This window comes from Pseudomonas sp. Leaf48 (genome assembly GCF_001421885.1).
GTDB lineage: Bacteria > Pseudomonadota > Gammaproteobacteria > Pseudomonadales > Pseudomonadaceae > Aquipseudomonas.
This window is the reverse complement of the sequence record NZ_LMLH01000001.1, coordinates 131,038-157,001: the sequence shown is the minus strand read 5'-3', so window position 1 is coordinate 157,001 and position 25,964 is coordinate 131,038. Positions and strand designations below refer to the sequence as shown.

At 59.5% G+C, this 25,964-nt stretch carries 21 protein-coding genes; 14 read left to right on the top strand and 7 right to left on the bottom strand.

Annotation, left to right across the window (positions count from 1 at the left end; genetic code table 11):
* Positions 1–8: 8 nt before the first annotated feature.
* Positions 9–1,040 carry an amino acid ABC transporter substrate-binding protein gene (locus ASE98_RS00710; RefSeq protein ID WP_060539521.1) on the bottom strand — a complete coding sequence of 344 codons (1,032 nt, stop codon included), beginning with the start codon at positions 1,038–1,040 and terminating at the stop codon, positions 9–11.
* Positions 1,041–1,508: 468 nt separating this feature from the next.
* Here ASE98_RS00710 and ASE98_RS00705 point away from each other — a divergent pair, with 468 nt between their 5' ends.
* The 5 genes from ASE98_RS00705 (at position 1,509) to ASE98_RS00685 (ending at position 6,914) form a co-directional block, all read left to right on the top strand.
* Complete coding sequence (locus tag ASE98_RS00705) at positions 1,509–2,165, top strand: alpha/beta hydrolase (RefSeq protein WP_060539520.1); 657 nt, start codon at positions 1,509–1,511, stop codon at positions 2,163–2,165.
* A gap of 97 nt (positions 2,166–2,262) precedes the next feature.
* A complete protein-coding gene (gene rhlB / locus ASE98_RS00700; protein ID WP_060539519.1) occupies positions 2,263–3,750 on the top strand; it encodes an ATP-dependent RNA helicase RhlB in 1,488 nt (495 codons plus the stop codon).
* Positions 3,751–3,876: 126 nt separating this feature from the next.
* A complete protein-coding gene (locus tag ASE98_RS00695; RefSeq protein ID WP_060539518.1) occupies positions 3,877–4,821 on the top strand; it encodes an ornithine cyclodeaminase family protein in 945 nt (314 codons plus the stop codon).
* Positions 4,822–5,046: 225 nt separating this feature from the next.
* A complete protein-coding gene (locus tag ASE98_RS00690) occupies positions 5,047–6,174 on the top strand; it encodes an NAD(P)/FAD-dependent oxidoreductase (protein ID WP_060539517.1) in 1,128 nt (375 codons plus the stop codon).
* A gap of 89 nt (positions 6,175–6,263) precedes the next feature.
* The gene (locus ASE98_RS00685; protein ID WP_060539516.1) at positions 6,264–6,914 is read left to right on the top strand and encodes a helix-turn-helix transcriptional regulator; all 651 of its coding nucleotides are present in this window, start codon (positions 6,264–6,266) and stop codon (positions 6,912–6,914) included.
* Positions 6,915–7,049: 135 nt separating this feature from the next.
* Here ASE98_RS00685 and ASE98_RS00680 read toward each other — a convergent pair whose 3' ends face one another.
* From ASE98_RS00680 to ASE98_RS00655, 6 genes are all read right to left on the bottom strand, one after another.
* Entirely contained in the window at positions 7,050–7,826 is a 777-nt protein-coding gene (locus ASE98_RS00680) for an ABC transporter substrate-binding protein (protein ID WP_060539515.1), read from the bottom strand.
* Between the two features lie 377 nt (positions 7,827–8,203).
* On the bottom strand, positions 8,204–8,656 hold the full coding sequence (moaE, locus tag ASE98_RS00675) for a molybdopterin synthase catalytic subunit MoaE (RefSeq protein WP_007989960.1): 453 nt from the start codon (positions 8,654–8,656) through the stop codon (positions 8,204–8,206).
* Between the two features lie 3 nt (positions 8,657–8,659).
* Complete coding sequence (gene moaD / locus ASE98_RS00670) at positions 8,660–8,902, bottom strand: molybdopterin converting factor subunit 1 (protein ID WP_060539514.1); 243 nt, start codon at positions 8,900–8,902, stop codon at positions 8,660–8,662.
* Positions 8,899–9,372, bottom strand: a complete 474-nt coding sequence (gene moaC / locus ASE98_RS00665) for a cyclic pyranopterin monophosphate synthase MoaC (protein WP_007972660.1) — start codon at positions 9,370–9,372, stop codon at positions 8,899–8,901. Before moaC ends, moaD begins: the two co-directional genes overlap by 4 nt.
* A 239-nt stretch (positions 9,373–9,611) precedes the next feature.
* Entirely contained in the window at positions 9,612–11,006 is a 1,395-nt protein-coding gene (locus ASE98_RS00660) for a PhoH family protein (RefSeq protein ID WP_060539513.1), read from the bottom strand.
* A gap of 336 nt (positions 11,007–11,342) precedes the next feature.
* A complete protein-coding gene (locus tag ASE98_RS00655) occupies positions 11,343–12,467 on the bottom strand; it encodes a polysaccharide deacetylase family protein (RefSeq protein WP_060539512.1) in 1,125 nt (374 codons plus the stop codon).
* Positions 12,468–12,730: 263 nt separating this feature from the next.
* Between ASE98_RS00655 and yaaA the strand changes: the two genes are divergently transcribed.
* The 9 genes from yaaA to ASE98_RS00610 all read left to right on the top strand — a co-directional run bounded on the left by yaaA (position 12,731) and on the right by ASE98_RS00610 (position 25,725).
* Complete coding sequence (yaaA, locus tag ASE98_RS00650; RefSeq protein ID WP_060539511.1) at positions 12,731–13,510, top strand: peroxide stress protein YaaA; 780 nt, start codon at positions 12,731–12,733, stop codon at positions 13,508–13,510.
* An 820-nt stretch (positions 13,511–14,330) separates the two neighbouring features.
* Positions 14,331–15,647, top strand: a complete 1,317-nt coding sequence (locus tag ASE98_RS00645) for a nucleotide sugar dehydrogenase (RefSeq protein ID WP_060539510.1) — start codon at positions 14,331–14,333, stop codon at positions 15,645–15,647.
* Between the two features lie 183 nt (positions 15,648–15,830).
* Positions 15,831–17,312 (top strand): mannuronan synthase, encoded by a 1,482-nt coding sequence (gene alg8, locus ASE98_RS00640; protein WP_060539509.1) that lies wholly within the window; start codon positions 15,831–15,833, stop codon positions 17,310–17,312.
* A gap of 36 nt (positions 17,313–17,348) precedes the next feature.
* Entirely contained in the window at positions 17,349–18,518 is a 1,170-nt protein-coding gene (locus tag ASE98_RS00635) for an alginate biosynthesis protein Alg44 (protein ID WP_060539508.1), read from the top strand.
* A 15-nt stretch (positions 18,519–18,533) separates the two neighbouring features.
* Complete coding sequence (gene algK, locus ASE98_RS00630) at positions 18,534–20,039, top strand: alginate biosynthesis TPR repeat lipoprotein AlgK (protein WP_177336930.1); 1,506 nt, start codon at positions 18,534–18,536, stop codon at positions 20,037–20,039.
* Positions 20,036–21,520, top strand: a complete 1,485-nt coding sequence (locus tag ASE98_RS00625) for an alginate export family protein (RefSeq protein WP_060539507.1) — start codon at positions 20,036–20,038, stop codon at positions 21,518–21,520. Before algK ends, ASE98_RS00625 begins: the two co-directional genes overlap by 4 nt.
* A 26-nt stretch (positions 21,521–21,546) precedes the next feature.
* A complete protein-coding gene (gene algG / locus ASE98_RS00620) occupies positions 21,547–23,136 on the top strand; it encodes a mannuronan 5-epimerase AlgG (protein WP_060539506.1) in 1,590 nt (529 codons plus the stop codon).
* A gap of 10 nt (positions 23,137–23,146) precedes the next feature.
* Positions 23,147–24,595 (top strand): alginate O-acetyltransferase, encoded by a 1,449-nt coding sequence (locus ASE98_RS00615; RefSeq protein WP_060539505.1) that lies wholly within the window; start codon positions 23,147–23,149, stop codon positions 24,593–24,595.
* An 8-nt stretch (positions 24,596–24,603) separates the two neighbouring features.
* Positions 24,604–25,725, top strand: a complete 1,122-nt coding sequence (locus tag ASE98_RS00610) for a mannuronate-specific alginate lyase (protein ID WP_060539504.1) — start codon at positions 24,604–24,606, stop codon at positions 25,723–25,725.
* The last annotated feature ends 239 nt before the right edge of the window (positions 25,726–25,964 follow it).

Genomic DNA, 25,964 nt, shown 5'->3' with positions numbered 1-25,964 from the left:
TAGAACCATCAGCGCACTGGTGGTGCGTATTGAATGCCGCCAGCGTTCCACAAGGCGTTCAGCCCGCGGTCGATTTCCAGAGGGGTGCTCTTGCCGAGGTTCTTCTCGAACACTTCGCCATAGTTGCCGACTTGCTTGACGATCTGCACGACCCAGTCTTTCTTCACTTTCAGGTCTTTGCCGTACTCACCGTCGGTACCCAGCAGACGGGCAACGTCAGGGTTCTTGGTGCCTTTGGCTTCAGCTTCGACGTTCTTCGAAGTGATGCCGGCTTCTTCAGCGTTGAGCATGGCGTAGCCAGTCCAGCGCACGATGGCCAGCCACTCGTCGTCGCCATTACGCACGACCGGGCCCAGAGGCTCCTTGGAAATGGTTTCCGGCAGAACCACGTAGTCCTTCGGCGCAGCCAGCTTGCTGCGCTGGGCGAACAGTTGGGACTTGTCGGAGGTCAGCACGTCGCAACGACCGGATTCCAGCGACTTGGCGCTTTCGTCGGAGGTGTCGAAGGTGATCGGGGTGTATTTCAGACCGTTACCGCGGAAGTAGTCGGACACGTTCAGTTCGGTGGTGGTACCGGCCTGGATGCAGATGGTCGCGCCATCCAGTTCCTTGGCACTCTTCACGCCCAGTTTGTTGTTAACCAGGAAGCCGATGCCGTCGTAGTAAGTAATGAAGCCAGGAAACTTCAGGCCCATGCCCGCGTCACGGGAACTGGTCATGGTGGTGTTGCGCGAGAGGATGTCGATTTCGCCAGATTGCAGCGCGGTGAAGCGCTCCTTGGCGTTCAACTGACTGAATTTGACCTTGGTCGCGTCACCGAAAACGGCAGCCGCTACAGCACGGCAGTAGTCAGCATCGATACCAACGATCTTGCCGGTAGCATCCGGAACCGAAAAGCCTGGCAGACCATCACTGACGCCACACTGTACGAAACCTTTTTTCTGCACTGCATCCAGGGTTGCGCCCGCCTGAGCGAACCCGCTGACACCGAGTACTGCAGCAGCAGTCACGATAGCCAGGGTGGATTTCAACATCTTCATTCAAACCTCCAGTTTTGCTCTTGTTGTGTCGGAGCGTGAGTCCAGTCGCACCCTTTTGAGGCGTAGTTGACCCGGGGTTGGCTTGTTTTGGGGTCAACCGACGTAAGACGCCAGCTATGAGTCTAGTAGGAGAAAATCCACATCATGGAGTACTCACTTCTCACCAATCGGCCGAACGGGCTGTAGCCCTTTCACGTTCGCGAAGCCCGTATCGGCCTTTGGCGAACATCCATCACCGGATTCTTAGCTATCCCGCGGCCAGCAGTAGACTGATAGTGTTACCGCCGGGCGCGAGATGGGTTGCACCGCTTCCCTATAGCAAAGCCCGTACCACACCGCTTTCCGAAGCCAATCAAGGACAGGTCAATAGCAAAACTTGTACCCTTGCGACATCTTCTTAACGGATCAACCAGACGCGCACTCAGACCACGCACTGAATGAGAGCGAACGCACTAAATTGGAGCAGACATGACCGAGCCCCTGATTCTTCAACCCGTCAAGCCGGCAGACGCCTGCGTAATCTGGCTGCACGGCCTGGGCGCCGATCGCTATGACTTCCTTCCCGTGGCTGAAGCCCTGCAGGAAACCTTGCTGACAACCCGCTTTGTCCTGCCGCAGGCACCGCACCGCCCCGTCACCATCAACGGCGGCTACGAAATGCCAAGCTGGTACGACATATTGGCCATGAGCCCCGCGCGCGCGATTGACCGCGAGCAACTGGAAGCGTCCTCGAACCGGGTCATCGAGTTGATCGAAGAGCAGAAAACCAGCGGAATAGACGCTTCGCGCATCTTCCTCGCCGGTTTTTCACAAGGTGGCGCCGTAGTGTTCCACACCGCGTTTATGAAATGGCAGGGACCACTGGGTGGCGTACTTGCCCTCTCTACTTATGCACCGACCTTCAGTGACGAACTTGAATTGTCGGCCAGCCAGCAGCGCATTCCTGCGCTTGTTTTGCATGGCCAATACGACGACGTGGTACAGAATTCGATGGGCCGCAGTGCCTACGAGCATCTCAAGCAACGTGGTGTCACCGTGACATGGCAGGAATACCCAATGGGGCACGAAGTGTTACCCGAGGAAATCCGCGACATAGGCACCTGGCTTGCCGAGCGCCTGCGCTGAACATTCATGTTTAAAAACGCCCTTTGATCATCCCACTACGCCGCGCCCGATTCTTGCATTACACTGGCCGGCGTACATTCCTTAATCAATTGATGAGATGACCGTGCTCAAAGCACTCAAGAAAATGTTCGGTAAAAGCGAGACTGAGCAACTCGCGCCAGTCCCCAGCGCTCCGTCTCACACCCCCAGCCACCGTACCGACGGTCATCAGTCTGGTCGGTCCGCCCCTGTAGCGGCACCGAAACACGAGCCGACGACCGCGCCGGCCGCACAGCCTGCCGTGCCAGCCGCGGCCGAGCAGCCGCGCAGCGAAGCGCCGAAACCGGCCAAACCGCGCCGCGAACCGAAGCCAAAGGCCCCGGTCATTCCCTGGAAACTCGAAGACTTCGTCGTCGAACCCCAGGAAGGCAAAACCCGCTTCCACGATTTCAAACTCGCCCCTGAACTGATGCACGCCATCCAGGACCTGGGCTTCCCGTATTGCACGCCGATCCAGGCGCAGGTGCTGGGCTTCACCCTCGCCGGCAAAGACGCCATCGGCCGCGCCCAGACCGGCACCGGTAAAACCGCGGCGTTCCTGATATCGATCATCACCCAGCTGTTGCAGACCCCGCCGCCCAAAGAGCGCTACATGGGCGAGCCTCGGGCATTGATCATCGCCCCGACCCGCGAGCTGGTGGTGCAAATCGCCAAAGACGCCGCCGACCTGACCAAGTACACCGGCCTCAACGTCATGACTTTTGTTGGCGGCATGGACTTCGACAAGCAACTCAAACACCTCGAAGCCCGCCACTGCGACATCCTCGTCGCCACGCCGGGCCGTCTGCTCGACTTCAACCAGCGCGGCGACGTGCACCTGGACATGGTCGAAGTGATGGTGCTGGACGAAGCCGACCGCATGCTCGACATGGGCTTCATCCCGCAGGTACGCCAGATCATTCGCCAGACCCCGCCGAAGAACGAGCGCCAGACGCTGCTGTTCTCCGCGACCTTCACCGACGACGTGATGAACCTGGCCAAGCAGTGGACCACTGATCCTTCCATCGTCGAAATCGAAGTCACCAACGTGGCCAACGAGAACGTCGAGCAGCATATTTATGCAGTGGCCGGGGCCGACAAATACAAACTGCTCTACAACCTGGTCAACGACAACGGTTGGGAGCGGGTGATGGTGTTCGCCAACCGCAAGGATGAAGTGCGACGCATCGAAGAGCGCCTGGTGCGTGACGGCGTCAATGCCGCGCAGCTGTCCGGCGACGTGCCGCAACACAAGCGCATCAAGACCCTGGAAGGTTTCCGCGAGGGCAAGATCCGCGTGTTGGTCGCCACCGATGTGGCCGGTCGCGGCATTCACATCGACGGCATCAGCCATGTGATCAACTTCACCCTGCCGGAAGTCCCGGACGACTACGTGCATCGTATCGGCCGTACTGGTCGTGCCGGTGCCGATGGTGTGTCCATCAGCTTTGCCGGTGAAGACGACTCCTACCAGCTACCGTCCATCGAAGAGAAGTTGGGGCGCAAGATCAGCTGTGAAACACCACCGACGCATCTACTGCGGCCGGTTGAGCGCAAGCGCCCGTAACGGCCGACTTGCAGAAAAAGGCGCAGCCGGAAACGGACTGCGCTTTTTTTTCGTCCGGATATTGTGCGCCATATCTAAAAGTCCATAATAGACAAATTAGTTTACACCCCACTTCCGGAGCCGCCCATGTCCAGCACGCCCCATGTGATCACCCAGCTTCAGGCCCGCGAACTGTTGGCGCAGGTCGATGTACCGCAGATTCTGCGCAAGCTGTTCCGCGAGCTGGCGGCCGGGCAAGCGGTGCAGCCGGCGCAGCAACTGGTGGAGTTTCCACAGGGTGCCGGGGACTTCATCAACTACCTGGGCGTCTTGGCCGAGGATGGCGTGTACGGGATCAAGACTTCGCCGTACATCGTGGGCGAACAAGGACCACTGGTGACGGCGTGGACCCTGTTGATGTCGATGCAGACCGGCCAGCCGCTGCTGCTGTGTGACGCCGGTGAACTGACCACTGCACGTACCGCTGCGACCACTGCGGTGGCGGTCGATGCCCTGGCGCCACTTAACGCCAGGCGCCTGGCGATCATCGGCAGCGGCAAAGTGGCTCAGGCGCATCTGCACTATGTAAAGAACCTGCGCGACTGGCACAGCATCAGCCTGTACTCGCCGAGCCTGAACGAAGACCCTGAGACGGTGAGTCTGCTCAAATCTATCGAGCCACGCCTGACCATCACGCAAAGTCGTGAGGCCGCCATCACAGACGCGGATGTGGTCATGCTCTGCACCTCGTCCGCCGGCCCGGTGATCGATCCGTCTACCCTGAGCAAACCGGCGCTGATCACTTCTATCAGCACCAACGCCCCGCGCGCCCATGAAGTTCCGCCGCAGAGCCTCAACGACATGCAGGTGTTCTGTGACTACCGCGTGACCACACCGGGCTCGGCGGGTGAAATGCTGATTGCCGGCGAGCAACATGGCTGGGACAAGGGCACGATCGTTGGCGACCTGCCCGACCTGCTGAGTGCAACAGTGCAGCGTCCCGACTACAACCGCCACGTGTTCTTCCGCTCCATCGGCCTGGGCCTGGAAGACATTGCACTGGCCAATGCGCTTTACCAATTGATGCACTGAAAAACCTCGCTCCAGTGAAGCGGGCTTTTTGTGGCGAGGGGGCTTGCCCCCGTTGGGTGGTGAAGCCGCCCCACAACCAGTTGCTGCTGTTATTCAGAAAGACCGAATGCAGTGGGATTCGCGGCTGCTGCGCAGCCGAACGGGGGCAAGCCCCCTCGCCACAAAATCGTCCCCCACCAAGGAAAGCACTATTAATTCGGCATTTGCGTTCTACAGGAGACGTTCATGAGCCAGGCAGATTTCATCATCATCGGCGGCGGGATTGCCGGCGCTTCCACCGGTTTCTGGCTGTCGCAGCACGGGCGCGTGGTCGTGCTCGAACGCGAATCCCATCCGGCCTACCATTCCACCGGACGCTCGGCTGCGTTGTACACCGCAGCCTATGGCACCCCGCAGGTTCGTGCATTGACCCAGGCCAGCCGGGACTTTTTCGATAATCCGCCGAACGGTTTCTGCGAACATCCGCTGCTGACCCCGCGCGGTGAAATGACCGTGGACTTCACTGGTGACCCGGCCGAACTGAACAATCAGTACCTGAGCGCGAAAGCCACGGTTCCGCAGATGCAATTGCTCAGCGCCGACGAAGCCTGCACGCGCCTGCCGATCCTGCGCCGAGAGAAAGTCCACGGCGCCATCTACGACCCGACCGCCAGCGACATCGACACCGACGCCCTGCACCAGGGTTACCTGCGCGGTATTCGCCGCAACCAGGGCGAAGTGCATACCGACAGTGAAGTCGTCAGCCTGAGCCGCGACGACCAAGGTACATGGCACGTCCAGACCGGCAACCAGACCTTCAGCGCGCCAATCATCATCAACGCCGCCGGTGCCTGGGCCGACAAGATCGCTGAACTGGCAGGCGCCCAACCCCTGGGCCTGCAACCCAAGCGCCGCGCCGCGTTCATCTTCGCCGGCCCCGAAGGCCTGGACATTCACCACTGGCCGATGCTGGTCAGCCTCGACGAATCCTTCTACATGAAGCCCGACGCCGGGATGTTCCTCGGCTCGCCGGCCAACGCCGACCCGGTGGAACCTCACGACGTGCAGCCCGAAGAGCTGGACATCGCCATGGGCATCTACCAGATCGAAGAAGCCACGACCCTGACCATCCGCCGCCCGACCCGCACTTGGGCTGGCCTGCGCAGCTTCGTCAGTGACGGCGACTTGTTGTGCGGTTTCGATCTGAAGGTACCGGGGCTGTTCTGGGTCGCGGCACAGGGTGGTTATGGCATTCAGACCTCGCCGGCCATGGGCCAGGCCAGCGCGGCATTGGTCCGTGGCGAAGCGCTGCCCGAACCGCTCAGCCGTTTCGGCCTGAACGCCGAGATGCTCTCCCCCGCTCGCCTGGGCTGACCTTGCGCCCCGGATGACGTGTCGACCTGATTACGGCACACTTTCAGCGCCCCTTTCACGGGGCGTTGATGCTGCCTGGAGTTCCACTGATGAACGCCCCTGAAAAAGACTCGATCCTGAACCACAGTGCCATGGACAACTTCCGGGCGATCGCCGACGCCATCGCCACGCTGTTCTTTCCCCATGCCGAAGTGGTATTGCACGACCTGCGCACGCAAAAGGTCGACTACATCGCCAATAACCTGTCGAAACGGGAAATCGGTGATGACTCGGCGCTGGAAGACATGCTCAGCGACGATGTCAGCGAACGTAACATCGGGCCGTACGAGAAGCTCAACTGGGATGGTCAGAAAATTCGCAGCCTCAGTACTGTGCTGCGTGACGGCGCGGGGCATCCGCTGGCCGTGCTGTGCATCAACCTGAACATCTCACTGTTCGAGAATGCCAAAGCCGCGCTGGATCTGTTCCTGTCACCGACCAAGCTGATTCCGCAACCGGACTCACTGTTTCGCGACGACTGGCAGGAGCGGATCAACACCTTCCTTCATGCGTGGCTGCGCGAACGCCAGTTGAGCCTGAACCTGCTGACCCGCGACCACAAACGCGAACTGGTGCTGGCGTTGCATGCCGAAGGCGCGTTCAAGGGTAAAAGTTCGTCGAACTATGTGGCCAATGTGCTGAACATGGGGCGGGCGACGGTGTACAAGCATTTGAAGGAATTGAAGGAATTGAAGGGCTAGAGCCCCGGGATTTGTATTGTTTTATCTGGCCTCTTCGCGAGCAAGCCCGCTCCCACACTGGTTCTGCGTCGAACACAAAGTCTGTGCCTGGTAGAGATCCATTGTGGGAGCGGGCTTGCTCGCGAAAGCGAACTGTCAGTCGCCGTAGATATCCGACTTGAAGTATTTGTCCGAAATCTTCTGGTACTCGCCACTGGCGCGAATGCCATCAATAGCTGTATTCAGTTCGCTGACCAGCTCGGTATTACCCTTGCGCACCGCAATGCCCGCACCCTCACCCACATACTTCGGATCCTTCAGCTCCGGCCCGACAAAGGCATAGCCCTTGCCGCGCGGCATCGACAGGAAGTCATTGAGCGGAATGGTGTCGGCAAAAATCGCGTCGAGGCGGCCGGCGGCCAGGTCCATGTAGATTTCTTCGTTGTTGCTGTAGCGCTTGACGTTGATGCCTTTGGGCTCGAACACCTCGGTGGCGTAACGGTCGGTCGTGGTGGCGCGCTGCACGCCGACAGTCTTGCCCTTGAGGCTGGCGTACTGGTCATCCACCACCGCGCCGTCCTTCATCACCAGGCGCGACGAGGTGAAGTAGTACTTGTGGCTGAAGTCCACCGACTTCTTGCGGTCTTCGTTGATGGTCATGGACGACAGCGCCATGTCGATTTTCTTCACTTTCAGGGAAGGAATCAGACCGTCGAACTCACCTTCGACCCACACACATTTGGCCTTCATCTGCGCGCACAGGGCGTTGCCGATGTCATAGTCGAAACCGACGATTTCGCCTTTGTCGGTTTTCGAGGCGAACGGCGGATAGGCCGCTTCAATGCCGATGCGCAGGGTTTTCTCGGCGGCGAACACAGAGCTGCACGCCAACAGGCTCAGGGCCAGACCGGTGATGAGGGGGAGTTTCTTCATGTTCGTTTTCTCGCGATTGTTGTTGGTTTGGCAAGACAGAAGAAAAAGCTGAAGCGGGTGAAAGCCTTTTTTGTACTTATAATTCCATACTGGACTTTTATGTATAAATCGTCAATCGGGCAAATGCAGCCCGCGCCGGCCAATGGTCGGGTGGTGAATCAAGAGGTTCTTGGGTGAGGCGGATGGCCTCTTCGCGGGCAAGCCCGCTCCCACAGGGATTTATGGCGTTGCCGGGATTTGTGCCAGTCTATGTTGCCTATTGCAGGGGAAGACATTTGCTCCCACAGATATCGGGGCGGTCACAAAATGTCCGCACGACACAACACCTGTGGGAGCGCGGCTTGCCCGCGATAGCGTCCTCGAGATCACCGCTGGAGTTACTGCTTCCAGCGATCCGCCGCCGCATGATCACTGTCACGCCCTTCCACCCAACGCGGTCCGTCACTGGTGTTTTCTTTCTTCCAGAACGGCGCACGGGTTTTCAGGTAATCCATGACAAAGGCGCAGGCGTCGAATGCCGCCTGGCGATGGGCGCTGGCCGCGCCGACGAAAACAATCGGCTCGCCCGGTTCCAGGGCACCGATGCGGTGCAGCACTTCAAGCTTGAGCAGCGGCCAGCGCTGTTCAGCCTCGATGGCGATCTTGCCCAAGGCTTTTTCAGTCATGCCGGGATAGTGCTCGAGAAACATCCCGGCCACATCGAGCCCGTCATTGAAGTCGCGCACATAGCCGACAAAACTCACCACCGCACCGACGCCGACATTGGCATCGTGCATGGCGTTGACTTCGGCACCCGGGTCGAACGCTGTCGATTGCACGCGGATCGCCATGGCTCAGCCCCCGGTCACGGTCGGAAAAAAGGCCACTTCATCACCATCGCTCACCGGTTCGTCGAGCTGGCACAGGTCCTCGTTGCGCGCGCACATCAGGTTCTGTTCGCTCAACACATCAGCGCCTTCACGCTGAGCCAGCAAGGCACGCACATCTTCGACCGTAGTGAAATGGCCTTCGACCTTTACCGAGTCGACGCCCAGCGCTTCACGATAACGGGCAAAAAACTTCACAGTCAGATTCATGGCTGCTCCGCCTGGAAATGCCCGCTCTTGCCGCCGACCTTCTCCAGCAGACGCACGCTTTCGATGGTCATGCCACGGTCTACGGCCTTACACATGTCGTAGATCGTCAGCGCTGCGACGCTTGCAGCGGTCAGAGCCTCCATCTCGACGCCGGTCTGCCCGGACAACTTGCAGCGCGCGACGATGCGCACGCTGTCGTCACCTTCGGCACTGAGCTCGACTTTCACACCCGTCAGCATCAACGGATGGCACAGCGGAATCAGATCACTGGTTTTCTTCGCTGCCTGAATCCCGGCAATGCGCGCCACGGCAAACACATCACCCTTGGGGTGGCCGCCGCTGACGATCATCTGCAGGGTTTCGGGGAGCATGCGCACCAGCGCCTGAGCGGTCGCTTCGCGGAACGTCACGGCTTTTTCGGTGACGTCGACCATGTTGGCGCGACCTTGGGAATCGAGATGAGTCAGCACGGGGTTACTCCTGATCAGGAGAATCGATTGTAAACCCGTGGGTCAATTTTCCGCACCTTAGATTGCATGAACACCACAGAACCAATGTGGGAGCGGGCTTGCTCGCGAAGGCGGAGTGTCATTCAACACTTATAGTGACTGATACACCGCTTTCGCGAGCAAGCCCGCTCCCACATTTGATTTGGGTTGGGCATGAAAAACCGGGCGGCTTTTGAAGGCCGCCCGGTCTGGGTGAACGGTTACAGATGCGTTTCGGCGTATTCGGCCAGGATCGAGCGTGGTACCCCTTGCAGGGTGATGTGCACCCCGTTCGGGAAGTCCTTGAAGCGTTCTGTGAGGTAGGTCAGCCCGGAACTGGTCGCGGACAGGTATGGGGTGTCGATCTGTGCCAGGTTGCCCAGGCACACCACTTTGGAACCGGCGCCGGCACGGGTGATGATGGTTTTCATCTGGTGCGGGGTGAGGTTCTGGCATTCGTCGATCAGGATCAGGCTCTGCTGGAAGCTGCGGCCCCGGATGTAGTTGAGGGATTTGAACTGCAACGGCACTTTGCTGAGGATGTAGTCGACGCTGCCATGGGTGCTTTCGTCATCCATGTGCAAGGCTTCGAGGTTGTCGGTGATGGCGCCCAGCCATGGCTCCATTTTTTCCGCTTCGGTGCCGGGCAGGAAACCGATTTCCTGGTCCAGGCCCTGCACACTGCGGGTGGCGATGATGCGCCGGTAGCGCTTGCTGACCATGGTCTGCTCGATAGCGGCGGCCAGGGCCAGGATGGTTTTACCCGAGCCGGCGGCACCGGACAGGTTGACCAAATGGATGTCCGGATCAAGCAAGGCGTACAGCGCCAGGCTCTGGTAGATGTCACGCGGTTTCAGGCCCCAGGCTTCCTGGTGCAACAGGGGCTCCTGATGCAGGTCGAGAATCAGTAATTTGTCTTCTGCGATTTCCTTGATCCAGCCGACAAAACCCTGTTCGTCGATGATGAACTCGTTGATGTGCACTGCCGGCAGGTTGTCGATCAATTGTACCTGGTGCCAGGTGCGGCCATGATCCTGGCGGGTTTCGACCTTGCTCACGCGGTCCCAGAAAGAGCCGGTCATGTTGTGGTAGCCGTTGGGCAACAGCGACACGTCGTCGACCAGTTGGTCGGTGCTGTAGTCCTCAGCCTCAATCCCGCAGGCCCGGGCCTTGAGACGCATGTTGATGTCTTTGGTGACCAGCACCACCGGTTTCTTCGGATCGCGCGCGTGCAGGTCGATCAACTGGTTGATGATTTTGTTGTCGTTCAGGTGCTCGGGCAGAATCAGGTTCGGCTCGGCATGCTTGCTCATCAGAATTGACAGCAAACCCTTCGGCCCGCTCTTGCCGCGCTGGATCGGCACGCCCTGCTCGACGTCCTCGGGTGAGGCATCGCCCAGGGTCTTGTCGATCAATCGGATGGCCTGGCGGCATTCGGCGGCAACGCTGTGGTGCCCGCTCTTGAGCTTGTCCAGCTCTTCAAGCACTGTCATCGGGATGGCGACGTGGTGTTCTTCGAAGTTGAGCAGCGCGTTTGGATCGTGGATCAATACGTTGGTATCGAGCACATAAAGGATTGGCTGGTTGGAAGAAGAGCTACGTCCGTGATCATCCATACTCGGTCACCTTTGTGGGAGCCATTCGACGCAATACCCTGACGGTGCTGCGCCTCGAAGTGACTGCCGAATACACCTGCGGGGACTCAAGTGTTCTGCGTACAAGCGGGGTCTTGGAAGACGCCACCTGTGTTGCAGGTTTCGGCGGTCTGTCTTCGTAATACTCCAAAACCCATGACAGAAAAAAGTACTTTGACGCTTTTTTGAAGTTTATTTTTCAGAATGACCAATAACACTTGGCGGACCGCCACCACCCGTTTACAGTCGGAAGTCAACCTGCAACGAATCCCCTCCAAAATTCACCCCAAGCCCAATGTTTCCGGGCTTTTGGCGTTTTCAGCGAAAACCGTCCTGACAGTCTTCCCAGCCGATCCCCATGGGTGCCGTTTGCGTGAGCAGCCAGGGTAGCGCCGCTTTCACCGCATCCTGCTTCACATTGAAATTGATCACGCCGTGGCGCCACAGCAGCATCAGGGTCAGCACCCGTTGCGCACTCTGGTTGCCCTTGAGCTTGCCGGCTCCGTCCTGGGCGTCGATGTCCCATAGCGCCACTTCCACACCCTGGGACTTGAAGAAAGGTTCGGCATCGGAGCGGCGTTGCCCATCGGGCGGGCGAAACAGCGGCACGAAGTTCTCCGGCAATTTGCTTTTCACCAGTTCGACACTGCGTCGCACCGAATCCTGCCAGTCCTGCCAGTGGCTGTGGGAGCGATACTCCCAGCCCTGTACGCCAACGCACTGGGTCGAGTAAACCGATTGCAGGCTGCTTACAGAGTACTCGGTCAGTCGGCTCTGGATATCCTTGCCGAGGACAAAGAAGGTGCCGCTCAGGTTCGACTTGCGCAGGTAGTCGGTGGCCCATTCGGTGTTGTCCGGTCTGACGTTGGCGGCACTGTCGAAGGTCAGCAGAAACAGCCGGTCATGCATCTGTTCGCCGTTTCGCTCATAGTCGCCAAAATGATCGACTTCGCTGCTGGTTTGCGGGAACAGCGCAGCCTTGCGCAACTGTTCGTCCAGGTACTGGCTATGGAACAGCCGACTCGGTTCGGCCCATTTCATGTAATAGCTGTCATTGCCGACCTGAAACTTGCCGGCCTGCTCGCGCAAGGTGGCAATGTCCTCGACCAGAAAACAGAAGGACGCGTCCTGGTCGCAACTCTGCTGGGCGAAGTTATAGTTGCTCAGCAGGCGTTGCCACATGCGCTGACGCACGCGATTGACCGACTCCATGTTGACCGTGCGCAGGCCCAGGCGCTGGGCCAGGGCGGGCTCGTCAAGGGATTCACTGGCCAGCAGACCACGGGCGAACATGAGGATTTCGGCGCGTGAAGCGACGTCGAACAGCGTCGGGTTGCTGATTTGTTCAGGCCAGCTGCTGCGATCAAGGGTCGCCACATCACCCGGTGACGCCATGGCCCCGAAGCTCAGGAGCCAGGCTGAGAATACAAAAGCGATACGCAATGGGATGTCTCCATAACAAAACCCGCGCGGCACTATAGCTGATCCGCTACCAACTCCCGCAGCAACACCGAACCACTGTGGAAGCGGGCTTGCTCGCGAAAGCGGTGTATCAGTCGACGTTTTTGTTGAAAGTCATAGCGCTTTCGCGAGCAAGCCCGCTCCCACGGGTTTGTGGTGAACCGGTCATCACCTATGGACTTGATAGCTGGAGTCGTCACCGACAACCCCCTAGAATCGCCGCCACGATTAAAGGAGACGACTTCATGCTGATGGTGATTTCCCCCGCCAAAACCCTCGACTACGAAACACCGCCGGCGACCCAGCGCTTCACGCAGCCGCAATACCTCGACCATTCCCAGGAGCTGATCGAACAATTGCGCGAGCTGACCCCGGCGCAGATCAGCGAGCTGATGCACGTCTCCGACAAGATCGGCGGGCTCAATGCCGCGCGCTTCGGCAGCTGGACCCCAGCCTTCACCCCGGAAAACGCCAAACAGGCACTGCTGGCCTTCAAGGGCGATGTGTACACCGGCATGAATGCGCAAACCCTCAGCGAAGCCGATTTCGACTACGCCCAAAAACACCTGCGCATGCTCTCGGGCCTCTACGGCCTGCTGCGTCCGCTGGACCTGATGCAACCCTATCGCCTGGAAATGGGCACCAAGCTGGCCAATGCCCGGGGCAAGGATCTGTATGCTTTCTGGGGCACGCGGATCAGTGAATGGCTGAACGAAGCCTTGGCCGACCAGGGTGATGACGTACTGCTCAACCTGGCTTCCAACGAGTACTTCTCAGCGGTCAAACGCAGCGCCCTGAACGCACGCATCATCAATACCGAGTTCAAGGACCTGAAAAACGGCCAGTACAAAATCATCAGCTTCTACGCGAAAAAAGCCCGCGGCCTGATGAGTCGCTTCGTCATTGAAGAGCGCATCAACGACCCGGCCGCACTGACGCAGTTCGATGTGCAAGGCTATCGCTACAGCGCCGAACAGTCCAAACCGGACAATCTGGTGTTTTTGCGCGACCACGCACCGCAGTGATGCAAAGCATCGGCGCATGGGAATGAACCCTCATGCGCCACCCATTGATCGTCCGACAATCCCCCGCCTGATCGCCATTCTATTGGCGTCAAAAAATCATCACCGATTTTCCTTAAATTAGTTTCACTCGACTTCAATCATTTTTTTCCGTAGTGGCACTGACATTTTTTAACAGTAGTGGCAAAAAACTATCCGCCGCAATTCTCCGCCTATATATAAAGGGCCAAACGCCCAGTGCTATCAATTTGAGAGCAGTGCCATCTTCATCAATATTTCAAGAAATTTCAGATTCACCGATGGATGGGCTGGAACTTCGTCCTGATGCGCAGTTCATACCACCGGTAACGATTATCGCCGAGGCTGTACGAGATAACTTACGAAGAGAAGTGATTGAGCCAGCAAAGTTGCGGCGCAAACTAACGCTGACTAATCCCTGATGTGGTCAACACAGGAAAGACTGGAGATATGCATTAATGCCTATCCCCTAAAAGGCCAAGGCCGCGCCCCTATAACGTGCTCGCCTGAGCACCCAACCGCTTGATTCACGGGCTTTCGGCCTGACATCGAGCGTGCAGTACCTTTGCGCCTGGAACTTCTTCCAAGAAGTCTGGCTGCATAACAGGGCAAATCATAATAACAAGGCCTGGTTACGCACATCTTGAGTGCATCGATTTAGACACTCGGAACTTTGTATGCCTGCACACGGCATTGCGACGCCTGCAAGTCGCACTTGCGAGTGCACTATTACCGCTGAACACCATTAACTCCGGCCATTTAATGGCCTGATAAAGACAGGCTTGATAATAGAGAGGTAAATGCGATGCGCATCAGCATATTTGGTTTGGGTTACGTTGGCGCGGTATGTGCCGGCTGCCTGTCTGCACGGGGCCATGACGTCGTTGGCGTCGATGTTGCCAAAGACAAGATCGACATGATCAATGCCGGTAAATCGCCGATTGTTGAACCCGGCCTGGGCGAACTTCTGGCGCAAGGTATCCAGAACGGTCGTCTGCGCGGCACCACCAACTTCGCCGAGGCGATTCGCGACACCGACCTGTCGATGATCTGCGTCGGTACGCCGAGCAAGAAGAACGGCGACCTGGAACTGAACTACATCGAGGCCGTGTGCCGCGAAATCGGTTTTGTCCTGCGTGACAAGACCACCCGCCACACCATCGTGGTTCGCAGCACCGTGCTGCCGGGCACTGTGGCCAACGTGGTGATCCCGATTCTCGAAGACTGCTCCGGGAAGAAGGCCGGTGTTGATTTCGGTGTTGCCGTGAACCCTGAGTTCCTGCGCGAAAGCACTGCCATCGCCGACTACGACCAGCCGCCAATGACCGTCATCGGCGAGTTCGACAAGGCGTCGGGCGACGTCCTGCAATCGCTGTACGAAGAACTCGACGCGCCGATCATCCGCAAGGACATCGCCGTTGCCGAGATGATCAAGTACACCTGCAACGTCTGGCACGCCACCAAGGTGACCTTCGCCAACGAGATCGGCAACATCGCCAAGGCGGTCGGCGTCGACGGTCGCGAAGTGATGGACGTGGTCTGCCAGGACAAGACCCTCAACCTGTCCCAGTACTACATGCGCCCGGGTTTCGCGTTCGGCGGCTCGTGCCTGCCAAAAGACGTGCGCGCCCTGACCTACCGCGCCGGTTCCCTGGATGTCGAAGCGCCGCTGCTCAACTCGCTGATGCGCAGTAATGAGTCCCAGGTGCAGAACGCCTTCGACATCGTTGAAAGCCACGACAAACGCAAAGTTGCCTTGCTGGGCCTGAGCTTCAAGGCCGGCACAGACGACCTGCGCGAAAGCCCGCTGGTTGACCTGGCGGAACTGCTGATCGGCAAGGGCTACGACCTGAGCATCTACGACAGCAACGTCGAATACGCCCGTGTCCACGGCGCGAACAAGGACTACATCGAGTCGAAGATTCCCCATGTCTCGTCCTTGCTCAACGCCGACTTTGACGCCGTGATCAACAACTCCGACGTGATCATCCTCGGTAACCGTGACGAGAAATTCCGCGCCTTGGTGAAGGACGTACCGCACGGCAAGCAGGTGATCGACCTGGTCGGCTTCATGTCCAAGGCCACCAGCGTCAGCGGTCGCACCGAAGGCATTTGCTGGTAACCGGCGGGTTGTAAGCGCTTCGCGCTGATCGCCGGCAAGCCGTAGCGGGCGCCGGCTCCTACAGGATCACCGCAAACCTGCAGGAGCTGGCTTGCCAGCGATGGCCTACCTGAGATCGCCATCGCCGGCAAGCCGGTCCCTGCTGGGGGCGCGAGACTTGCAACTGACTTTAGGATTCCGATTATGCACAGGCTAAAACACGGCCTACTCCAGGCCGCCGGTTGGCTGTTTTATTTGAGTTTACTGATGGGCATCGCCATGGCGTTGCCTGTGTCCACGTTCGACTCCGAGTCGAAGGACTTTATTTTCCTGATTGGTATCGTCGGCATCTGGCGCTACTCGATGGGTGCCACGCACTTCCTGCGCGGCATGCTGTTCCTCTACGTGGTCTACCCGCACCTGCGACGCAAAGTGCGCAAGCTGGGCAAAGCGGCTGACCCATCCCATGTGTTTTTGATGGTCACCAGTTTCCGCATCGACGCCCTGACCACCGCACAGGTCTACTGCTCGGTGATCCGCGAAGCCATCGACTGCGGCCTGCCGACCACCGTGGTTTGCTCGATCGTGGAAATGTCCGATGAACTGCTGGTCAAGAGCCTGTGGAAGCGGATGAACCCGCCACCGCACGTAAAGCTCGACTTCGTGCGCATCCCCGGCACCGGCAAGCGCGACGGCCTGGCCTTCGGTTTCCGCGCCATCTCCCGTCACCTGCCGGATGACCGCGCCGTGGTCGCCGTGATCGATGGCGACACCGTGCTCGGCGAAGGCGTGGTGCGCAAGACCGTGCCGTGGTTCCAGCTGTTCGGCAACGTCGGCGGCCTGACCACCAACGAATTCTGCGAAGTGCGTGGCGGCTACATCATGAGCGAATGGCACAAGCTGCGTTTTGCCCAGCGTCACATCAACATGTGCTCGATGGCCCTGTCCAAGCGCGTGCTGACCATGACCGGACGCATGTCGGTGTTCCGTGCCACCGTGGTGACCAACCCGGAATTCATCGCCGACGTGGAAAGCGACTCGCTGCAACACTGGCGCCTGGGTCGTTTCAAGTTCCTGACCGGCGACGACAAGTCGAGCTGGTTCAGCCTCATGCGCCTGGGCTACGACACCTTCTACGTGCCTGACGCTGCGATCAACACCGTCGAACATCCGCCGGAAAAGAGCTTCATCAAGGCCAGCCGCAAGCTGATGTTCCGCTGGTACGGCAACAACCTGCGGCAGAACTCCCGGGCCCTCGGCCTTGGGGTCAAACGCCTCGGTGCGTTCACCTCGGTGGTGCTGTTCGATCAGCGCGTGTCGATGTGGACCTCCCTGCTGGGCCTGACCGTGGCACTGATCGCCAGCTTCAAGTACGGCACCGCGTTCATCCTCGTGTACCTGCTGTGGATCGGCATCACTCGCCTGATCCTGACCCTGTTGCTGTCCTGCTCCGGTCACCGGATCGGCCCGGCCTACCCGGCGATTCTCTATTACAACCAGATCGTCGGCGCGCTGGTGAAGATCTACGTGTTCTTCCGCCTCGACCAACAGTCCTGGACCCGCCAGCCCACTGCCCTGACCCGTGATCTCGCCAGCTTTCAACGTTGGTTCAACACCTGGTCGTCTCGGACCATGACCTTCTCCGCCGGCAGCATTTTTGTCGCCGTGCTGCTGATGATGGTCTGACCGCCCCCTTTTTGAATTAACCAGGAAATCGCCCTTATGAATACCGCCGTCAACGCCAACGTAGTGCATGAATCCGAAGCCCAGCGCCAGCACGCCCGCGTGAAAATCCCGGCCAAGCTGCGTTTCTTCGGCCCTGACCGGACTCCGGTCGAAGCCCGGGTGATCGACCTGTCCGCCGGTGGCCTGGCGTTCAATGCCGGTCAGTTGCCACTGAAGATCGGCGACAAGTACAAGGCCCGTCTGCAATTCGTCATCGACAACCTCGGCCTGGCCATGGACGTGGAGTTGCAGGTGCGCTCCTACGATCGCGAGACCGGTCGTACCGGATGCCAGTTCCAGAACCTGGAACCGCAAGACATCTCGACCCTGCGCCACCTGATCACTTCGCACCTGGCCGGCGACATCGTCACCATCGGCGAAGTGCTGGCGACCCTGCAGCGCGACAACTTCACCAAGGCGCGCAAGATCAAGGACGGCGGCCACGGCATGACCGCCTTCGGACGCATGAAAGCCGTGACGTTCAGCCTGGGGATTTTCGTGGTGGGCCTGGCCGCGTTCGGCTTCATCTTCAAGTCGGTATACGGCATGTACTTCGTCAGCCACGCCCAGGCTGGTCTGGTCAGCGTGCCGGGCGTGAACATCACCATGCCGCGCGACGGCACCGTGCAGAGCCTGGTGAAAGCCGACGGCGTGGCCGCCAAGGGCGCACCGCTGGCGACCTTCAGCACCAGCATGCTCGACGTGCTCAAGGGTCATCTGGAAGACGATCAACTGGCCCCTGCCAAGGTTGAAGAACTGTTCGGCAAGCAAATGACCGGCACCTTGACCTCGCCGTGCGACTGCACCGTGGCCCAGCAAATGGTCGCCGACGGTCAGTACGCCAGCAAGGGTGACGTGATCTTCCAATTGGTGCCACGCAACAGCGAAGCCAATGTCGAAGCACGCTTCTCCTACCGCCAGTTCGGTGACGTGCGCCCGGGCACCGCCGTGCGTTTCCAGATCGCCGGCGAAGACCAGACCCGCACCGGCAAGATCGTCAGCAGCACCAGCCTGAAAAGCGCCGACCTGTCCTCCGACATCCGCGTCCTGATCCAGCCGGACGACGCCCTGGACAGCACCCTCGCCGGCCGCCCGGTGGAAGTGAGCAGCGACCGTGGCCCGAACCTGAACTGGCTGATCGACAAAGCCATGGCTGCTGGTCTGTAACCGGAGGAGATGCACGTGACGACGCCAGATCTTGTGAACACACCACATCCCCTGTGGGAGCGGGCTTGCTCGCGAATGCGGTTCGACATTCAAAATCAATGCCGGCTGACACACAGCTTTCGCGAGCAAGCCCGCTCCCACATGGGTTCACTGTGTGCAGTTGCATTGGCAGTCAGCCTCGCCGGTTGCGCCGGCCTGCCCGACCAGCGCCTGGCCAATGAAGCCCTCAAGCGTGGCGATACCGCGCTGGCGGCGCAGAACTATCAGCAACTGGCAGACCTGGGCTACAGCGAAGCCCAGGTTGGTCTGGCCGACATCCAGGTCGACAGTCGCGACCCGGCGCAGATGAAACAGGCCGAGGCGACTTACCGCGCCGCCGCCAGCGTTTCACCGCGGGCCCAGGCGCGTCTGGGTCGTCTGCTGGTGGCCAAGCCCGGCTCCACCGAAGCCGAACAGCACGAAGCCGAGACCTTGTTGAAAAAAGCCTCGGCCGCTGGCGAAGGCAACACCCTGATCCCGTTGGCGATGCTGTACCTGCAATACCCGCACAGTTTCCCCAACGTGAATGCCCAGCAGCAGATCAGCCAATGGCGCGCTGAAGGCAAGCCGGAAGCGGGCCTGGCGCAGGTGCTGCTGTATCGCACCCAGGGCACTTACGACCAGCATTTGGATGACGTGGAAAAGATCTGCAAGGCTGCCCTCAACACCACCGACATCTGCTACGTCGAACTGGCCACGGTCTACCAGAAAAAAGCCCAGCCTGAACAACAGGCCGAGCTGATCAAGCAGATGCAGGCCGGTCACGCCCTCGGCAAAGTTTCCGCTCAGCGTGTGGATAGCGTCGCCCGCGTCCTCGCCGATTCGACCTTGGGTACGCCTGACGAAAAAACCGCAAAGTCGCTGCTCGAACCCATCGCTCCTGGCTACCCTGCATCCTGGGTCACCCTCGCACAACTGCTCTACGACTTCCCTGAACTGGGCGATGTCGACCAGATGATGAAGTACCTCGACAACGGCCGCGCCGCCGATCAGCCGCGCGCGGAGCTGTTGCTGGGCAAGCTCTACTACGAAGGCAAAATGGTCCCGGCCGATGCCAAGGTCGCCGAAGAACACTTCCAGAAAGCCGTCGGCCGCGAAGTCGCCGCCGATTATTACCTCGGCCAGATCTACCGCCGTGGCTACCTGGGCAAAGTCTATCCGCAGAAGGCACTGGATCACCTGCTGACCGCTGCGCGCAACGGCCAGAACAGCGCCGACTTCGCCATCGCCCAACTGTTTTCCCAAGGCAAAGGCACCAAGCCTGACCCACTCAATGCGTACGTCTTCAGCCAATTGGCCAAGGCGCAGAACACCCCGCAAGCCACCGAGCTTGCACAAACACTCGAAGCCCAACTGCCGCCTGCGCAGCTCGCCGAGGCCCAACGCCTGTTGAAACAAGAACAGAGCGTTCGTGGTGCCTTGAGCCAGAACACGCTGCAACTGCACGCCCTGCAAGAAGAAGACGGCGAGGAATCCCTATGAAATTGAATCCATTCATGAAGGCCGGTATCGGCCTCACCTTCGCGCTGATCTGGTCTTGCCCGACACTCGCTGCGATGACGGAAGAAACCAAGAATTTCGGCCTGGACGTGAAGATCACCGGCCAGTCCGAAGACGACCGTGACCTGGGCACCCAGCGCGGTGGCGACGTCAACGGCGTCGGCCTCGACCTGCGTCCGTGGGTGTATGGCGAAAGCGGCGCGTGGAGCGCCTTCGCCATGGGTCAGGCGGTGACGTCTACCGACATCATCGAGACCGATACCCTGCAGCAATCCGATGGCGCCGAGACCACTGACAACGGTGATCGCGAGACCAAGAAAAACTATCTGGCCATGCGCGAATTCTGGGTCGGCTACAGCGGCTTCACGCCCTACCCTGGCGAGATCCTCAAATTCGGTCGCCAGCGTCTGCACAATGACGACGGCCAATGGCGCGACACCAACATCGAAGCGCTCAACTGGACCTTCGACACCACCCTGCTGCGTGCCAACGCCGGTATCGCCGAACGTTTCAGCGAGTACCGCACCGACCTGAAAGAGCTGGCACCCGAAGACAAGGATCGCCTGCACGTCTACGCCGATGCCGAGTACCAGTGGACACCGGGTCACTGGGCGGGCATTCGCGGTCATCACACCCACGATGACGGCAAACTCGACTATGCCGAACCCGGCGTTCCCGCCGATTCGCTGGACAAAAAACAGAACGGTGACATCAGCTGGCTGGGCCTGCAGGCCAACAGCGATGCCTACAACTGGCGCAACACCAACACCGTCAACTACTGGGGCAGCATCACCGGCATGAGCGGTGATCGCGATACGGTCAACCCGCTGAACGCCGATGGCACGGCTCCCGCGCAAGCCAAGCGCAGCGGCGATGTCGATGGCTGGGCCACCGATATCGGCGTGCGCCTGCGCCTCGATCCGCAATGGCAAGTCGGTGCCGCGTATGCCCGCGCCAGCGAGGATTACGAGCAAAATGGCCTGGAAAGCAACCGTTCGAACTACACCGGTACCCGCTCGCGGGTGCACCGTTTCGGCGAAGCCTTCCGTGGCGAAATGAGCAACATGCAGAGCGCCACGCTGTTCGGTTCGTGGATGCTCAACGACGAATACGATGCCAGCCTGATCTATCACAAATTCTGGCGCGTCGACGGCAACAAGCCAGTCGGCAGCAATGGCATCGACGCCGTGCAGAACAACACCGACGACGTCACTGGCGCCGTACTGTCCAGCACCTCCCTGCCGCTGGCCGATGGCGAAAAAGACCTCGGTCAGGAAATGGACCTGGTGGTGACCAAGTACTTCAAGCAAGGCCTGTTGCCAGCGTCGCTGAGCCAGTCGATCGATGAGCCAGCGGCCCTGGTGCGCTTGCGCGGCGGCGTGTTCAAGCCCGGCGATGCCTACGGCAAGGATGTCGACTCGTACATGCACCGCGCGTTCATCGACGTGATCTGGCGCTTCTGATGCACATTGCGAAGGGAGTCCCCCAGATGAATCATCAAGCCAGAAAAGGCTCGATCAGCCTGTTGGCCGGCGCGATGCTGCTGGCCAGCGCGACTGCCTTCGCCAATGTGGAGCCGGCAGCTCCTCAACCAGGCAAGCAGGCGACCGTGGCCAAGGAGCTGCAACAGGCCAAGACCTACACCGTCAGCAGCGCACCTATCGCACCGCTGGAACTGGCCACGCCAAAACTGCCGGATGTGTCCGGCTACACCGCCGAAGCTGTCGCAGCAAAAGTGGTGCGCAGCAAGGCCGGCAAGATCAGCGTGCGCCGCATGATGCAGGAAGACGCCCTGAAGGACTTCATCGGCGGCGACAACAAGATGGCCGAGTGGGTGGTGCGCCAGCACGGCATTCCGCAGGCGATCTTCATCGACGACGGCTACATGAACCTCAAGGACTTGGCGAAGAAGCTGCCCAAGCAGTACTTCAGCGAAACTTCGCCGGGGGTGTTCCTGGCCAAGTTGCCGATCGTGGTCGGCCAACACGGCATACTCGAAATCGACCAGCAGACCCAGGAGTTGCGCCTGTCCCAGGAGGCCGGTTCGTTCCTGGTCAACGACGGCCAGTTGTTCGTGCGCGATACCAAAATCACTGGCTGGAGCGAGAAGGCAAACGGCCCGGCGGCCTTCAAGTCGGCCAAGGAATTCCGTCCTTTCCTGCTGTCCTGGGGCGGTACCGAGACCTACATCGCCAACAGCAAGATCGCCAGTTTCGGTTACGCCAACAGTAAGTCCTATGGCGTGAGTATTTCCCAATACACACCGAACATGGCCAAGGTACTCAAGCGTCCCGAGCCGACCGGCTGGATCGTCGGTTCCGAGTTCTCGGACATGTGGTACGGCTTCTACTGCTATGAAACCCGCGACTTCGTAGTCAAGGGCAACACCTACAAAGACAACATCGTCTACGGCATCGACCCACACGACCGTTCCCACGGTCTGATCATTGCCGACAACACGGTGTTTGGTACCAAGAAGAAGCACGGGATCATTATTTCCCGTGAGGTCAACGACAGCTTCATCTTCAACAACCGCAGCTACGACAACAAGTTGTCGGGCCTGGTGATCGACCGTAACAGCGTCAACAACCTGATCGCTCACAACGAGATCTACCAGAACCACACCGACGGCATCACCCTCTACGAGAGTGCCGACAACCTGCTGTGGGGCAACAAGGTCGTCAGCAACCGCCGCCACGGCATCCGCATTCGTAACAGCGTGAACATTCGTCTGTACGAAAACGTCGCCATGGCCAACGGCCTGACCGGGGTCTACGGCCACATCAAGGACCTGAGCAACACCGACCGTGACATCAAGCTCGACCCGTTTGACGCCCAGGTGTCGCTGATCGTGGTCGGCGGTGAACTGGCAGCCAATGGCAGCGGCCCGCTGTCCATCGACTCGCCGTTGAGCGTCGAGCTGTATCGCGTGTCCATGCTCGCCCCGACCAAATCCAGCGGCATCAGCTTCTCGGGAATTCTCGGTGAGCGCCAGGATGAAATTCTCGACCTGCTGGTGCGCCAGCAGAAAGCCGTGCTGATCGACCCTGTCGAACGCCAGACCGAAATGCAGGACTGAGGATAATTTTATGCACCCACACCTGATCAAATTACTCAGCCTGTCGGCCCTGACCGCCGGCATTCTCGCGGCCAGCGGCGGCGCGCGCGCCGATGATATCCAGGCACCGAAGTTCAGCGCCGAACCCTGCTGCAGTCTGTGCCCGGCGGCCCACGACGCGAAGAACTACACCACGCGTTATCAGCAGAACTTCACCACACTGGTGCAGGCCCAGGGTGACTGGTTGTTCCGTACGCAAGAAGACTTGCGCACCGAATTCGACACCACCCCCGCCGGCTACAAGCGCATGAAGCAACTGCACGATGCGTTCAAGAGCAAAGGCGTGGAACTGGTGGTCGTTTACCAGCCGACCCGTGGCCTGGTGAACCGCAACAAGTTGAACCCGGCGGAGAAAGCCAGCTTCGATTTCGACAAGGCACTGAAGAACTACAAGACCATGCTCGGCCGTTTTGCGCAGATGGGTTACGTGGTGCCGGACCTGTCGCCGCTGACCAACGAGTCGCTGCCCGACACCCTGCCCGCCCACGATTTCTACTTCCGTGGCGATCAGCACTGGACGCCGTACGGCGCCCAGCGCACAGCGAAAATCGTCGCTGAGAAGGTCAAGCAGATCCCGGCTTTCGCCGACATTCCCAAGCGTGAATTCGAGACCCACAAGTCGGGTCGCATGGGCAAGACCGGAACATTGCACAACATGGCCGGTCAACTCTGTGGCACCAGCTACGCGATCCAGTACATGGATCAATTCACCACCGAGCCCAAAGGCGAAGCGGGCGATGGCGACCTGTTCGGCGATTCCGGCAACCCGGAAATTACCCTGGTCGGCACCAGCCACAGCGGCAAGAACTACAACTTCGCCGGTTTCCTCGAAGAGGCCATCGGCGCCGACATCCTCAACGTGGCATTCCCTGGCGGTGGCCTGGAAGGTTCGATGCTGCAGTACCTGGGCAGCGAAGAGTTCCAGAAAAACCCGCCGAAGATTCTCATCTGGGAATTCTCGCCCCTGTATCGCCTCGACCAGGAAACCATCTACCGCCAGATGATGGCGCTGCTGGACAACGGTTGCGAAGGCAAGGATGCGCAGATGTCCGGCAGCACCACCCTGAAGCCGGGCAAGAATGAACTGATGGTCAACAGCAAAAACCTGAACCTGCAAAACGGCAACCACCAGGTCGACATCCGCTTCGCCGACACCTCGGTGAAAACCCTGCAAGCCACCCTCTGGTACATGAACGGACGCCACGAGGACATCAAGATCGACAAACCGGAAACCTCCGACACCGACGGGCGTTTCGCCTTCGAGTTGCGCACGGATGAAGACTGGGCCTCGCAGAACCTGCTGGCCGTCGAAATCCAGGGGCCTGAAAACGCCACCACGCCACAGAAAGTCGAAGCGAAAATCTGCAAACGCAACGTATTCCCGGGCGCGGAGCAACGTACCGCTTCGGCCGGGCAATGAGGTCTGCCATGCGAAATCCGAAACTTGCAAATCTGTTGGCTCCGACGTTACTGAGCCTGGCGATGTTTGCCGGCGCTACGCAAGCTGCTGCGCCACTGCGTCCGCCACAGGGCTATTTTGCGCCGATCGAGAAAGTCAAAACCGGCGACAAGAGCGAAGGCTGCGATGCAGTGCCGACGCCGTACACCGGCTCGCTGCAGTTTCGCAGCAAGTACGAAGGCTCGGACAAGGCCCGTTCGACCCTGAACGTGCAGTCGGAAAAAGCTTTCCGCGACAGTACTGCGGACATCACCAAAATGGAGCGCGGCACCAGCAAGCGGGTGATGCAGTTCATGCGTGACGGTCGCCCGGAACAACTGGAGTGCACCCTGACCTGGTTGACCGCTTGGGCCAAGGCGGATGCATTGATGTCCAAGGACTTCAACCATACCGGCAAGTCGATGCGCAAATGGGCGTTGGGCAGCATGGCGTCGTCCTACATCCGCCTGAAGTTTTCCGACTCCCATCCGCTGGCCAACCATCAGCAAGAGTCGCAGCTGATCGAAGCGTGGTTCAGCAAGATGGCCGATCAGGTGGTCAGCGACTGGGACAATCTGCCGCTGGAAAAAACCAACAACCACTCGTACTGGGCCGCCTGGTCGGTGATGGCAACTTCCGTCGCCACCAACCGCCGCGACCTGTTTGACTGGGCCGTGAAGGAATACAAGGTCGGCGCCAATCAGGTCGACGCCGACGGCTACCTGCCGAACGAACTCAAGCGTCAGCAACGGGCACTGGCCTACCACAACTACGCCCTGCCGCCGCTGGCGATGATCGCCAGTTTCGCTCAGGTCAACGGTGTGGATCTGCGTCAGGAAAACAACGGTGCGTTGAAACGCCTGGGTGATCGCGTGCTCGCCGGGGTGAAAGACCCGGATGAGTTCGAGGAGAAGAACGGCAAGGAACAGGACATGACTGACCTTAAGGTCGACTCGAAATTTGCCTGGCTGGAACCGTTCTGCACCCTCTACACCTGTGCGCCGGATGTGCTGGAGAAGAAGCATGACATGCAACCGTTCAAGACCTTCCGCCTCGGCGGGGATCTGACCAGGGTCTACGACCCGGCGAATGAAAAGGGTAAGGGCTCGTGAAAGGCGAAAGGCAAAAGCCCCTCACCCTAACCCTCCCGAAACGTCGGACCGCCCACAGGGAGAGGGGACTGACCGAGGGGGATGTGCAAGCTCCGCCGACCTGAAAGATCGAGGCGATCTCAGGTTCTGAAAACGACCGGGATCAGACGCCTACTTGAGGAGAGGCTACCCGCTTTCGATGGGGCAATTTACCGCGACACGAAATACCGAGCCGGTCTCAATTTTTGCAGCAACCGGGA